Origin of the sequence: Stenotrophomonas maltophilia, from assembly GCF_003970865.1 — a bacterium.
In the GTDB taxonomy this organism is placed as follows: Bacteria; Pseudomonadota; Gammaproteobacteria; order Xanthomonadales; family Xanthomonadaceae; genus Stenotrophomonas; species Stenotrophomonas maltophilia_AR.
In genome coordinates this window covers 1-13,044 of record NZ_RXLZ01000047.1, presented here as the reverse complement: position 1 = coordinate 13,044, position 13,044 = coordinate 1, and the positions used below count along the sequence as shown (strand labels likewise).

Below are 13,044 nucleotides of genomic sequence, written 5' to 3'. Positions count from 1 at the left end.
ATGTTGACTCAAATGGTTCATTAACAATTCATGATACATTAAGCATTCAACAGTGGCTGCCAGTGTTCCGTCTGAATGCGATCCATCTCCAGAAACAGTCCGTATTCCCTTGAGCGCGCGCTTGCTGCGACCCTCGTCGCGCGGCCGAACTGCACGCTCAGTGAACTTGCACGAAGTGCCGGTATCAGCCGCGCAACGCTGTACCGGTTTGCCCCCACGCGTGCGGAAATCGTCCTGCTGCTGTCGAACCTGGGATATGAGCGCCTGGAGCAAGCCGGAGGCATCATCGCCGCCGGAGGTGAGCAGGCACTGGAGCGCGCCAGCGAGGTCCTGATGGATGACTGGCAGTTGGTGATGCTGGTCTTTGGGCAGATCGTGGAAGTGCAGCAGGCCAGCGGTGAGTTGAACCGGGAGCCGGAACGCTGGAAGCCCATCGGGACGAGTTTCGACACGTTCTTCCTGGAGGGCCAGAAGCAGGGGCTTTTCCGGGTAGAACTTGCCACGCAGTGGATCACCGATTTCTATTGGACCTGCTTCTATGGGGTCAGTTGGGCCATGTCGCGGGGGCGCCTGGCCCCGGCGCTTGCGACGCAGACGCTCATCGACTCGTTCCGTTCGGGCGCGGCAGTGCCCAGGTAACGTGGATGCGACGCCGGGTGCAGGGACGTCCAATGCTGCTGGACAGCCAATGCCTGGTCCCGTTGCCCAGTCATGATGCGGTGAAGCACAGGCAACGGCCTTTTCCCGAACGCTTGGCACTGCGCAGCGCCGTATCGGCATGGCTGAGGGCATCGCGCAGCGTCTGTGCACCTTCGGGCAGGAGCACGTAGCCACCGCTTACGCCCACGTGCACCGCCCTGCCTTCGACGGCAAAGGGGGGGCTGCTCAGGCGGCTGACGATGGCGGCGGGTTCGCAGGTACGGCATACCTGATCGCCCGATTGATGCAGGATCGCGAACTCATCTCCCCCCAGCCGGGCTGCGAACAACTCCGGGCATCTGAGTTGTTCGCGCAGCCTGGAGGCGAACACCCGCAGGATGTCATCCCCCGCGAGATGTCCGAGCCGGTCGTTGATCGCCTTGAAGCCGTCAAGGTCGATCAGCAGCAGCCATCCCGTCGCGCCCTGTGGCAGGGAAAACCAGTGCTCTGCCACGGCATGGAAGTGCCGGCGGTTGAACAGGCCAGTGAGGTCATCGGTCTCGGAGATCAACTTCAGTTGCTCCCTGGCAAGGGCCACTTCGGTGATGTCCCTGGAAATGCACACGGCCTTGCGTTCACCGGTGATGACGTCATCAATCGGGCAGACCAGATTGCTCCAGTAGACCGTGGTTCCATCCGGACGTTCATTGCGGCCCGGGAAACTCACGGAATAGCCGTTCAATGCATCGGCCAGAGCCCGTTGGGCGTGGACCCGCACGTCCGGCGGTAGCAGGTCGGTCCAGGCCAGGCCCAGTGCCAGCTGCCTTTCATCCACGCCCAGCGCGCTGCAGCCGGCATGATTCATGTACTCCAGTACGCCGTCGGCGCGAATCAACTTCACGCAGTCCAGGCTGTACTGGAGAACGCTGGTCAATGTTGCTTCCAGGTTGCCGCGCCCCGATCCGCGTCGGTTGAAGCTGAGCAGGAAGGCGGGTTCGCCTCCGGTTGCGATCGCATAGACCGCTGCCGAGTAGGGAATGCCATACAGGACGATGTCCAGCCGCTGCTCCTTGAACCGCTCCAGTGACAACTCGCGAGCGCGATGCACGTCCCTGCGGCAGTAGTCGAAGATGTTTCCGCGCAGGGTGCGACCAGCAACAAGGCTTCGGAACGGCGCGTTCACGAAGAGAATCAAGCCGGAGGCATTGGCCAGGCAGGCCGGGAAGAGAACGTTCTCGATATCCATGGGGGACCGCTCGCTCCAATGAAGCGTGCTCTGGGAAATGGGTGTGGAACGCCACCCCCACCTTCTCCAGGGAGAGGGGTAGGGCATGACATTGGTGGTGGTCGGGTAAAGCCTGCCTGTGCAGATGGCAGCGTCGGGCGGCAGCGGATGCTTGCCTAGCGCAGGGCCCTGGGAAGCTTCCACCGGTGATATCTGCAGATCGGCCAGTGCGGAAGTCGAGCGCCGGCCGCGGTTGCCGATGGCTGATCGCTGTGCGCCGCGGCGTGAGGCAGACCCGCAACGGGAACGTCGATGCCTGCAAGCAGGCGCAACGGGATCACACCGGACCCCGCATCTGACATGGGGGGCAACACCCTGTGTGGCGGCTTTGCCGAGGGAACAACAGAGGCAGCGGCAGGTGGCTCCATGCCAACCGGAAGGAGCATTCCTGCCGCCATCAGCACAACACCGGGTCTCCGCCTCATGCCCATTCTCCCTCACGGTCCATGGCCGGAAGTCTGCGGATACAGGTGCAAACCAGCCGTGAGCTGCCCGCTCGACGCGGGTAACGATCAGGCAAGAGTCGATAGCCCCGCGCGGCCTTCCCGTTCCGGCTGCAGGGAGCACGGGTGCGGCCTTTCTGATTGATTGAAATTAAGACCAAAAGAGTCATTATTGATTCATATGGTCGAGGCAATGCTTGTGCTCGTGCGCGGATGCCTGCGGAGGGAAGCTCCGGAGGGGATCGGCGGGTAGCGGAGGCCAAGCAGCGATGCGGATACTCGTGGTGACTGAAAGTGATGACGCTGCGACCCGGCTGCGCGCTTCGCTGCAGCGCCGGGGAGGGGTGGTCGACAATGTAGGTTCGCTTGAACGGGCGCGTGTTGCCCTCCAGATCCATCAGTACCGTGCACTTCTGGTTGAGTGGCGCTTTCCGGACCGCAGAGTCATCTCGCTTGTAGTTGAGATGCGTCGGCGACAGCCCGGTCTGGCGATCGTGCTTCTGTGCTCTCCGCTGGGCGTGCCGGACGTTGTTGAAGGATTGCAGGCGGGAGCAGACGACTATCTGGCTGGCCACTACGAACATGCGGAGATGCTGGCGCGACTGAGGGCGGTTACCCGTCGCCAGTTGCCGGTTGCCGTGCAGCGCCTGGACATCGGCCGGCTCCGCTTCGAGTTCGGCAGCGGCGTGGTGCTGCTTGATGGGCAGAAGCTGTACCTGCCGCGCAAGCAACTGAAGCTGCTCGAGGCCCTGTGCGCGCGGTCCGGCCAGCGTGTGCGCCGCTCGGTTCTGGAGAGCGCCGTCTATGGCGAAGGGCGCCAGGTTCCGCGAGGCGGGTTGGACTGCCACGTCTCCAAGCTCCGACGCGCGCTGGCTCCAGCAGAGATTCGCATCCAGTACGCCAGAGGACATGGCTATCTCCTGCTGGCGGACAGGGCCAACGGTGGCATCCAGACTGATGAGTCTCATGTGAATTTGGGGTGATTCAAAAGATTTACGCGTGACTTTGTGCTGCGTAGGATGGGGAGCCTCATTTCTGGAGATCAGGCATGCAAGACTCGGTTCGTAGGGATCAGCGCATCGAAAAGGAAGCGTTCACCGGTCAGGTGGTTACCGGCATCAGCTTCCGGAACTGCGATTTCTCGGGCGCTGACCTGACCGAAAGCCAGTTCGTGAACTGCTCGTTCTATGACCCGGAAGCCCAGAAGGGCTGCAACTTCAGCCGGGCATTGCTCAAGGATGCCAGCTTCCGGCAATGCGACCTCACCATGTGCAACTTCAGTTTTGCGAAGGCGCTTGGCCTGGAGATCGCAGAGTGCCGCGCGCAAGGTGCTGACTTCAGCAGCGCCAGCTTCCTCAATCAGATCACGTCACGGACGTGGTTCTGCAGTGCCTTCATAAAGAAATCGAACCTGAGCTATGCGAACTTCTCGAAGGTGGTACTGGAGAAGTGCGAGCTGTGGGAGAACCGCTGGATGGGCGCCAACGTGCAGGGTGCGAGCTTCGCTGGATCGGATCTTTCCGGAGGTGAGTTCGCAGCCTTTGATTGGAGATCAGCCGATTTCAAGCACTGCAATCTGTCGAATTCCGAACTGGGGGATCTCGATCTGCGTTCCGTGAATCTTGATGGCGTCACGATCGATACGCTGCAGACGGCCTTGCTGCTGCAACGGATGAACATCACGGTGGTGCCTGCATGACCCACCGCAGCCCCTTGCAGGCATCCCATGAGCGATCTGGACAATGCGTCATGCCGCCTCCCTCGCTGATTGCAGATCGATGGCCAGCTGAAGCGCTGCACGACGGATCTGTGCCTCTGCCCGCCCGCTAGCTACGGCGGTGCCGGCAAGCCAGGAATCGGCGATGCCCCGTGCAGGAGGTGGCAGCAGTGCCAGCAGTTCCCGGTCGCTCAATGCGTGCAATCGAGCATTGAGGTGATTGGCGGTGACGAGCTTTCTCCTGAGGCTCGCGATTGTGCCGGCGATTCCAAGCACGCAGAACACGCTGGCAAGCATTCCGCGTATCAGTGGGGTGCCGGGAGAGGTGACCAGGTCGATGTTCAGCAGCAACAGGCACGCCCAGGTCGACGACACAATGGTGATGTCGCGGGTGGGGTGGGCAGGTTCACGCAGTTGCAGCAGCACGGACGCAGCTGCACAGCTCCCCATGAAGGGCAGTGCAATGAGCCTGCTGGCTCCGAACCAGGCGGACCCTGCGAGTGCGGCACATGCGAGGGCCCAGGCCGGTGGAGTGGTTGCAGCGAAGTAGGGATGCCTCAAATCGCCGATGAGGCCTATCAGCCTTTGACTGGCCATGACGGTGATCTCCACGGAAGTGTTCCGGCAATCTTCCGCAGCGAACGGTGGGGATTGATCTGGAAGTTGTCAGGAATTCTTCAAGCCGGCCCGTCGTTAAGGCAGTGGCCGGAAACATCACTGCCTGAAGAGGTGGGTCCATGAGCAGTTCGAAAGTCCGCGTCCTTGTCGTCGAGGATGATGTGGAAGGGGCCGCGATACTGGAGGCGTATCTTGCCCGGGAGGGATTCGAGGTCCGCATTGCCCAGGATGGGGTGAATGGCCTGGAGTGGTTCCATCGATGGTCACCCAGCATCGTATTGCTGGACATGATGCTGCCTGGCATTGCGGGGGCGGACCTGCTGGCCGAGATCCGGCGCCTGGGCCGGACGCCGGTGATGATGATCAGCGCGATCGAGGATGAATCGGAGAAGGTTGGAGCGCTCCGCTATGGCGCGGATGACTATGTGGTCAAGCCCTGTAATCCCAGGGAGGTTGTTGCGCGGGTCCATGCTGTCCTGCGGCGGACGATCGACGTCATGCCCCCTTCGGCGTTGCTACGTCACGAAGCCCTTGAGGTGGACTGCAATGCAATGAGTGCGGCCATGGTCGAAGCCTCCGGGAGGCGGAGCCCGATCGAGCTGACCCCGACCGAGTTCTCCATCCTGGCGACCCTGCTGGCGACACCGACCAAGGCTTTCAGCAGGGCGGAGCTGATGGAACGTTGCATGCCGGGCAGCAGCGCGATGGAGCGTGCAATAGATACGCACGTCCATAACCTGAGAAAGAAGCTGGACAGCTTCGGACTGGCTGATGTCCTGGTGACAATACGCGCCTACGGGTACAGGTTCCAATGAACGGCCCATGCGAAAAGCCGGGCTGGCGTGCAGCCGGACGGCCACTGTGGCTGTGGCTGGGCCTGCGCATGAGTGCGCTGGCGATCTTCGGAACGCTGCTGATCGTTGTTGGCATGTGGTGCTATTCAAGAGTGATAGACCATATCCAGCTGTCGCTGCTTCCTGGTTATGTCGCTCGGGAAATCGTCCAGTTGAGGGCGCAGCCGGCGGGCAATGAAGAACGGCTGTGGCAACTGATGGCGTCCCATGCCAGCGTCGACTGGGTGCTTCCGGGCCTGGACGATCTCGACTGGCTGGCGCTGCTGTCGATTGTTGCGCTCACGATTCCGGCGCTGGTGCTGGCCGGGATGGGGTTTGCACGCAGGTTGTCTCGCGAGTTCAGTGATTTCGTGGTGGCTGCGCAGAGAGTCAGCCAGGGTGATTTCTCGGTCCGTGTGGATCAGTCCGGCGAAGCGGGAGCTGAGCTGGCCGACCTGGCCAGTGCATTCAATGGCATGGCGGTTCAACTGCAGCAGTATGAGCGTGAGGTGCAGGAGTCGAGTGCGATGCTGGCGCATGAGCTGCGGACACCGCTGAACGCCGCGATGGGACGATTGCAGGGGGTACTCGATGATGTCTTCCCTCACAGCGATGAGCAGCTGCAGCTTGTCCTGAAGCAGCTGGGTGCGATCAATCGCCTGGTCGGGGATCTCCAGCTCGTATCGCTTGCACGGGCCGGCCAGCTGTCCCTTCATCTGGAACGGGTGGACATCCGCGCGCTGATCGACGAGCGCCTGGACTGGGCATTGCCCATGCTCAACGACGCTGGTTTCGACGTTTCATGCACTGCCGAGGCAGGCCTGTTCGCCAGGGCAGACCGCGGGCGGGTAGGGCAGGTGTTGTCGATCCTGATCGACAACGTCCTGCGCCATGCTGCACAGGGGCGCAACCTGGGCATCGTGGCTGCGGCCAGCGCGACCACCATCGTCATTGAAGTCAGTGATCGAGGGCCCGGAGTGCCTTCCTGTGACCTTCCACGAATCACGGACCGGTTCTGGCGCGCTGATCGTTCCCGTACGCGCCGCAATGGCGGTAGCGGACTTGGCCTTGCGGTGGCGTCCGCCATCTGTCGCTGCCATGGCGGAGAGCTGGTGGTGGTCGGCAGGCAGGGCGGTGGGTTGATCGCCCGTCTCTGCATCCCGTCTGTCGATGCGTCCTGCAATCCGGACGAAATCCTGAAAATTCCCTGACAGGGTGCTGATGGAGGAGGGGAAGAATGCGATTCGATTATTGATCCCCCTGGTCCGTTGTCCCGGAGATGTGAGATGAACCGACGCAGTTTCATCGGTGGAGCGCTGCTGTTTTCCATGGCCAATGCATCTGCCGGCCTGGCTCGGCCCCGGCACGGTTCCGGGGAGCCGCAGCATGACGTGGTGGTCATCGGGGCCGGCATGGCGGGCCTCAGTGCTGCCCGGGCGCTGGTGGATGCGGGGCGGTCGGTGCTGGTGCTGGAAGCGAGGCATCGGCTGGGTGGGCGGATCTGGACCGACCGTGCGTCAATGCGGTGGCCAATCGAGCTGGGTGCTGAGCTGGTGCATGGCGGGAGCCCGGAGAACAGCCTCTGGCCGTTGCTTTCCCAAGCCGGCATAGCGACCCGGCCGTTGCGTGGGGTGGTCACCTGGAGCGAGCAGATGAATCGCTGGGTCGATGCCAGGGACCCAGCGAACTTCGACTTCCCCAGCCACCGTCCGCCGCAGCCATCGAGCTTTCAACCCCTCGGTGCAAATGAAAGCGCCCTTGCCTATCTGCGCCGGCTGGGAATGGCCGAGGGGAATATTCCATTGTCGTTGCTGCAGGTCGGCACCGATGAAGAGCAGCTGCCAGGCATGAGCGCAGAGGATGTAAGGCCCTATGTGGAGCAGCTCTGGCTTCCTGATGGAGAGCGCGCGCAGGCGCTTCACGCTGCGGGTGATTTCAAGGTTCCGGGAGGTTACAGCCAGGTCATCGATCTGATCTCCCGTGGGCTGGAGGTACGCCAGGGCGTTGTGGTCCGCTTGATCGAGAACCGGGATCAATCCGTGGTGATCCACGCGCAGACCCCGCGCGGTGCATTGCGTCTCGAGGCGGCCCAGTGCGTGGTCGCAGTTCCTGCGCCTGTCATCCTGCGCGGTGATGTTCGCTTCAGTCCTGCACTGCCGCTGCGGAAGTGGACTGCCTTGCGGGCAGGCAGGCCCCTTCCTGTTGCCAAACTGTTGATGGAGTTTGATGAACCTGTGCTGCCCAAGGGCGTGAGCATGCTGGATGACTTCCGCTCAAATCCAGCCACGCTGTGGAGTGCGGCTGGCGAGGAGGACGGAGCGCAGCGAGGGCAGGTCGTGGTCGGGTGGGCCACCGGTGCCCGGGCGCAGGCGTTGCTGGCGCAGGGGCAGGAGCGCGCAGCCGGTGCCATGCTGGATGCGATCGCGCGCGCGTCGGGTCGTCGCCCTCCTGCTTTCAGGTCGGTTGCAATGCACGATTGGATGAAAGACCCCCTTTCCCGTGGCGCCTACGGGACGTGGCCTGACGAAGACGTGATCCATGAGTCCTGGGGACGCCTGCATTGGGCCGGCATGATCAGCTCGCAGGTCGACTGGGCCCATACGTCGGGCGTGCGTGCTGCACGCTCATTGCTGGCGGCATAGGCAGGACATCACAGGGGGACTGGACCAACCGAGGAAGCCCACGCGATTACATGGGAGAAACAATGCCGAGGCGTAGCAGCATGCTGGCGATCTGCTCTTCATCCAGGCGGACTTCCAGCAGCATGACTTCGCGAGGATTGAGATCACCCAGAACTGATCCTCGCAGATCGGCATGGCTGAAGTCGGCGGTTGACCAGTCGAATGGATGAAACACGCCATCATTCAGAAGTGCGTCACGGAAACTGGTGCCGATGCTGATGGCACCCGCCCACCGATTTCCCTGCAGATGGCAGCCGTCCAGGACAACACCACTGAAGTTGGCGTGCGAGAGATTGGACCGGAGGATTCGCGAAGCGAACAGGAGCTGTCCATCGGACTCGATTGGCAGGAAGCGTGCATTGCGGAAATCCGCTTCCTGGGCACGGCAGTCAACGATGGCCAGCGCCGGAGCGACGGCGCTTCTGAACGTGCATCGTGTCAGGTCACATCGATCGAACAGGGTGTTCTTGAGAAGGGCACTATTGAAGTTGCAACTCTTGCCGGACTGCACGTCATGGAAGCTGCAGCCGCGGAATTCAGCGCCACTGAGATCGGTTGCCGAAAAGTCACAATCGATGAAAGTTGCGTGATCCATGCGCACGCCCTTGAACTGATCGATGGCAAATCTCTGTGCACGGTATGCTTTCATCGAACCTTTCCTGATCATCCCTCAAAGTTGAGATGACGTTCACGTTTTAACTCATAAGTGAGTTTTTTGAATCAATTTAAACTCATTTCGTTAATGAATGGTTCATTTCTGATTGATTTTCACGACAACCGGCGATGACTCCGAATGCAAACTGTCTCTAGAAACAATCGCGTGTCCCTTCAAAGGGCGCTGGCGGCAACGTTGGTCAGCCGTCCGAACTGCACATTGAATGATCTGGCCCGCAGCGCCGGCATCAGTCGCGCCACGCTCTATCGGTTCGCGCCGACCCGGGAAGACATCACTGCCATCCTGATGGACCTGGGCATGGAGCATCTGGAATCCGTTGCGCAGCTCATCGACAAATCGGCAGACAGGGACCTGGTGCTTGAACGGGTGTCCACCGCCCTGCTGGAAAACTGGGAGCTGGTGATGCTCGTCTTCTCGCAGATCGTGATGCTGCAGCAGTCGAGCGATGATCTGAACCAGGAGCCCGATCGCTGGGTGCCGATCGGCAGGAAGTTCGAGAACTACTTCCTGGAGGGGCAGAAGGCTGGTGTGTTCCGCGTCGAATTCACCGCAGCCTGGCTGACGGACTTCTACTGGACCTGCTTCTACGGTGTCAGTTGGGCCATGTCACGCGGCCGCCTGGCGCCCGCATTGGCGGTATCGACGTTGCTGACGTCGTTCCGCCACGGTGCCTCGAGCGACTGAAGGATCTGCATACGGATCTGGCACGAGGGCAATGCGGGCAGTTGTAACAAGCACTGCCAAGCCGTCTGTACGCGGGCGTGATCCGAAATTGTCTCAAATGATTTATGAATGGTTCATGGTACATTCATGAGTTAAATGGGCTTCTGGTGACTTAAGGTGATTCATAGTGCTTCGTCGCATGGCAGTTCCGCTCTCCAACGAGAACTCGCTGCAGCGCTTTTGGCGCGGCCTCGTTGCACCTTGGACGAACTTGCAAGAAGCGCGGGCATCAGCCGCGCGACGTTGTACCGGATAGCAGGAAGCCGTGAAGGATTGACCACGGCACTGCTGGAGTCCGGCTATCAGGCGCTGGAGGCCGCTGCTGGACTGCTTGCAACCGAACCCGCAGATGGCCGGTTGGAGCGTGCAACTACAGCGCTCATGCGGAGCTGGCCCCTGGTGCTGATGACATTGGACCAGTTGCCGGAGTCACCCCAGCGGGTTGGATCCCGGGCCGGTGGCGATGAGAAATGGGCCGGAGTAGAGCAATCGTTCGAGGCGTTCTTCCTTGCAGGCCAGCGTCTTGGCGGATATCGCCTGGATATCAACGCGGCCTGGATCACCGACTTCTATTGGGCCTGCTTCCGAAGCGTCAGCCAATCGCTCGCACGTCGGCAGCTTGCCGCGTCCTTTGCTCCAACCTACGTACTGGAACTGTTCCGGCATGGCGCCAGGGTCAGAGCGGTCGTAGATCCGTCACAGCGGCCATGAGCGGAATCGTGTGCGGACGCCAGACCGCTGGACTGGACCGTCAACGCCGTGCGCGCTTGGTGGGCGGTGTTGATCGTGGGCAGCGGCTGCGGACTAGCAGCAGGCGATGCGGTTGGCACCGGAGCGGGTGCGCCCGGGAGTACTGTGGGTTCAAGATTGCGAGGTGGCGTTTCCCGCCACAGCGGGACAAGCGCGCAAGCGTTGGCGCGCTCCCTGCACATTCTCTGTGCCTTCTTCTGCGCGGCTTCCGGCGTTGCAATCTTCCTTTTTACCGATGTGGATCGCGGGGAGCGAGGTGCAACCAGCCAGGATTCTGATCCAGGGTGCCTGCAGGCAGTTCACCTGCAGGCGTGTTTCGATCAATCGCTGATCAGAGCTTCACCGTCACACCCACCTGGAACCCACGCCCCGGCAACGGCGCGATGTACTTCAGCGGCGAGTTGTGCGGGCGTGCTTCTTCATTGAGCAGATTGCTGCCGTTGACGAACACCTCCATGCCGGCGATGTAGCTGTTGCGTACCGGCAGCTCACGGCTGACCTGCAGGTCGACCAGGTTGAACGCATCCAGTGGCACTTCCTCGCTGACATTGCGGCCGAGGTACTTCTGCGTGTCGTAGTAGGTGCTGGACAGCTGTGCCTTCCAGCCCTCGCGCTGCCACTGCAGGTTGGCGCCGTAGCGGTTGGTCGGCATGTTCGGCAGATACTCGCCGTCATTGTGGGCACGCAACGAATCGGGGTGATCGGCCTTGTTCTTCACCAGGTCGGCGAAGGCGGACACGTTCAACGTGCCGTAGCGGCCCAGGTCCAATGCCTGCGAGGCATCGATCTCGAAGCCCTTCACCGTGGTGTCGGTCTGCTTCCAGTACTTCAGCGGCAGGCGGTTGGCGGTCTGCACCCCCGAGTAACCCAGGTACAGATAGTTCTCGTACTTCATCCGGTACGCGGTGGCCGACAGTTCGAAACCACCGAGGTGGAACAGGCCGGTCAGTTCCAGGTTCTTCGCGCGTTCCGGCTCGAGGTTCTGGTTGCCTTCTTCCTGGGTCATCACCGAATAGTGAGCATTGCTCGCATACAGCTCGTTGATCTCCGGTGCGCGCTGCGAGGACGAGTAGCGCACCTTGGCGGCGAACAACGGACCGAGCTCGACATACGATCCCAGGCTGTAGCTGTTGAGCCGGTAGTCGCGGTCCTGCAGTTTCGTGTTGGCGGCATTGCGCGCGGTCTTGAAGCGGCTTGGTTGCAGGTCATGGTCAACGCGCTCGTGGCGCGCGCCAGCGTCGAAACTGGCCCAGCCGAAGTCCAGCGTCTCCTTCAGGAACACCGCGTTGCTGCGGGTGTCGACGTCAGGCAGGTAGCGCAGCGAGCCGCTGCCGGTGACATCACGCGACTGGTGGCTGAAGCCCAGCAGGCCGCTGAGCGGACCGACGCGCTGATGGCTGAGCAGCAGCTCGGCCTGGGTGCTCTCGAAATCGTAGTCGTTGGCCCGGGTGGCACCCAGCCGCTCGCCCGAGGTGTTGTCCAGCGTGGAGATACGCAGTTCGGCGCGCTCGAACCACGGCAACGGATCGCGCAACAGGGCTTCCAGTGCGTAGCGTTCCTGCTTGATCACCACCCCCACCGGCAGCCCGTTGGCATAGTTGGAACCGAACGACAGGTTCTGCATCGAGAACCCCGGCACGCCGTACTCGCTGTCCTTGGCATCGATGCTGACACCCACGTAACCCCGGTCGAAGAACAGGGTCGACCCGAACGCCACCTGCGAATTGCGCGCGTAGCTGTTGCCCAACCGGTGATGGTAATCGGGCGTCACGTCGTTGTTGATCTGCTTCTGCACGTACGACGGCGTGCCAGCGACATAGGCCGGATTGGCCGGATTGATATAGGTGCGGCGCTGCCAGACCGAGGTCGGGTTGTTGGTGAAGAACGAGAAATCACCATCGGCCCAGTCCGGATTCTCGGTCATGAACTGGTCGATGTAGGGCTGCGAGGCCTTGTTGTAGATCTGCTGGACGCGCGCTTCCTTCTGGCAGCTGTCGGCCAGCGCCGAGTTGACGCCGCCGGTTGGCGGGAACAGGCGGGTGTTGCAGACGGCGGCCTTGCTGTTGCCGGGGATGTCGTAGTGCGAGATGCGCTGGCGCGAAACCTGCAGGTTGGTCGAGAGGTTGCGCTGGTTGTTGAAGTTCATGCGGAAGCCCTGCGCGTCGGCGGCATTGAAGCCCTTGCGCAGGACCAGTTCCATCGACTGGTCCTTGTCTTCCATGCTGCGCGAGATCAGGCCCGAATCGATCTCCACGCTGCCGCCGATCGCATTGCCGCCGTAGCGCACGGTGTCGGAAGACTTGTTGACGGTGACACTGCGTACGAACAGCGGATCGAACGGGATGTTGATGTCGCCGCTGATCGCGTTCATGCCGAGGATGGACTGGCCATCCTGCAGGATCTGCACGCGGTTGCCGCTGAGGCTGCGGATGACCGGGGCGCCCGCGTTCGGCCCGAAGGCGCTGCTTTGCACGCCGGAGACGTGTTCGAGCAGGCCACCCAGGGTGCGGTTCTGCGCCTGTGGGTTGCCTCGCCTCCCCCCGGTCCCTAGGCGGTGTCCCTTTTACCCACTTACCCCGCCCGACGACCTTACGCGTTGCAGTCTCTGGCGAGCGGCGATAGTCTAAAAATAAATAATCAGGTCAAGCCGTCTCGTATTACGCATCGATATTGAGATGG

Annotated in this window: 11 protein-coding genes and 1 pseudogene; 8 read left to right on the top strand and 4 right to left on the bottom strand. The window is 61.7% G+C overall.

Annotation, left to right across the window (positions count from 1 at the left end; translation table 11 throughout):
- Positions 1 to 75 precede the first annotated feature (75 nt).
- Positions 76 to 639, top strand: a complete 564-nt coding sequence (locus tag EKL94_RS15485) for a TetR family transcriptional regulator (RefSeq protein WP_126929761.1) — start codon at positions 76 to 78, stop codon at positions 637 to 639.
- A gap of 70 nt (positions 640 to 709) precedes the next feature.
- On the opposite strand, the gene EKL94_RS15480 is transcribed toward EKL94_RS15485, so the two are convergent.
- Positions 710 to 1,885, bottom strand: a complete 1,176-nt coding sequence (locus EKL94_RS15480; protein ID WP_185830044.1) for a sensor domain-containing diguanylate cyclase — start codon at positions 1,883 to 1,885, stop codon at positions 710 to 712.
- A gap of 766 nt (positions 1,886 to 2,651) precedes the next feature.
- Here EKL94_RS15480 and EKL94_RS15475 point away from each other — a divergent pair.
- A complete protein-coding gene (locus EKL94_RS15475; RefSeq protein ID WP_185830043.1) occupies positions 2,652 to 3,350 on the top strand; it encodes a winged helix-turn-helix domain-containing protein in 699 nt (232 codons plus the stop codon).
- A 65-nt stretch (positions 3,351 to 3,415) separates the two neighbouring features.
- The gene (locus tag EKL94_RS15470) at positions 3,416 to 4,066 is read left to right on the top strand and encodes a Qnr family pentapeptide repeat protein (RefSeq protein ID WP_126929758.1); all 651 of its coding nucleotides are present in this window, start codon (positions 3,416 to 3,418) and stop codon (positions 4,064 to 4,066) included.
- A 48-nt stretch (positions 4,067 to 4,114) separates the two neighbouring features.
- Here EKL94_RS15470 and EKL94_RS15465 read toward each other — a convergent pair whose 3' ends face one another.
- On the bottom strand, positions 4,115 to 4,696 hold the full coding sequence (locus tag EKL94_RS15465) for a hypothetical protein (protein WP_148105807.1): 582 nt from the start codon (positions 4,694 to 4,696) through the stop codon (positions 4,115 to 4,117).
- Between the two features lie 125 nt (positions 4,697 to 4,821).
- On the opposite strand from EKL94_RS15465, the gene EKL94_RS15460 reads away from it, so the two are divergent.
- The 3 genes from EKL94_RS15460 (at position 4,822) to EKL94_RS15450 (ending at position 8,177) form a co-directional block, all read left to right on the top strand.
- Positions 4,822 to 5,517, top strand: coding sequence for a response regulator transcription factor (locus tag EKL94_RS15460; protein ID WP_126929756.1), 696 nt, complete (start codon positions 4,822 to 4,824; stop codon positions 5,515 to 5,517).
- Positions 5,514 to 6,746 (top strand): sensor histidine kinase, encoded by a 1,233-nt coding sequence (locus EKL94_RS15455; protein WP_126929755.1) that lies wholly within the window; start codon positions 5,514 to 5,516, stop codon positions 6,744 to 6,746. The genes EKL94_RS15460 and EKL94_RS15455 overlap by 4 nt, the downstream gene beginning before the upstream one ends.
- Before the next feature lie 75 nt (positions 6,747 to 6,821).
- On the top strand, positions 6,822 to 8,177 hold the full coding sequence (locus tag EKL94_RS15450) for a flavin monoamine oxidase family protein (protein WP_126929754.1): 1,356 nt from the start codon (positions 6,822 to 6,824) through the stop codon (positions 8,175 to 8,177).
- Positions 8,178 to 8,223: 46 nt separating this feature from the next.
- On the opposite strand, the gene EKL94_RS15445 is transcribed toward EKL94_RS15450, so the two are convergent.
- A complete protein-coding gene (locus tag EKL94_RS15445; RefSeq protein ID WP_185830042.1) occupies positions 8,224 to 8,865 on the bottom strand; it encodes a pentapeptide repeat-containing protein in 642 nt (213 codons plus the stop codon).
- 171 nt (positions 8,866 to 9,036) lie between these two features.
- Here EKL94_RS15445 and EKL94_RS15440 point away from each other — a divergent pair, with 171 nt between their 5' ends.
- Both EKL94_RS15440 and EKL94_RS15435 read left to right on the top strand, forming a co-directional pair.
- Positions 9,037 to 9,576 carry a TetR/AcrR family transcriptional regulator gene (locus EKL94_RS15440; RefSeq protein WP_260473444.1) on the top strand — a complete coding sequence of 180 codons (540 nt, stop codon included), beginning with the start codon at positions 9,037 to 9,039 and terminating at the stop codon, positions 9,574 to 9,576.
- A 240-nt stretch (positions 9,577 to 9,816) separates the two neighbouring features.
- Complete coding sequence (locus tag EKL94_RS15435; RefSeq protein WP_185830041.1) at positions 9,817 to 10,326, top strand: TetR/AcrR family transcriptional regulator; 510 nt, start codon at positions 9,817 to 9,819, stop codon at positions 10,324 to 10,326.
- A gap of 370 nt (positions 10,327 to 10,696) precedes the next feature.
- Here the strand turns inward: EKL94_RS15435 and EKL94_RS15430 are convergent.
- A pseudogene (locus EKL94_RS15430) lies at positions 10,697 to 12,892 on the bottom strand (TonB-dependent receptor); the annotation flags it as partial.
- Positions 12,893 to 13,044: the final 152 nt, after the last annotated feature.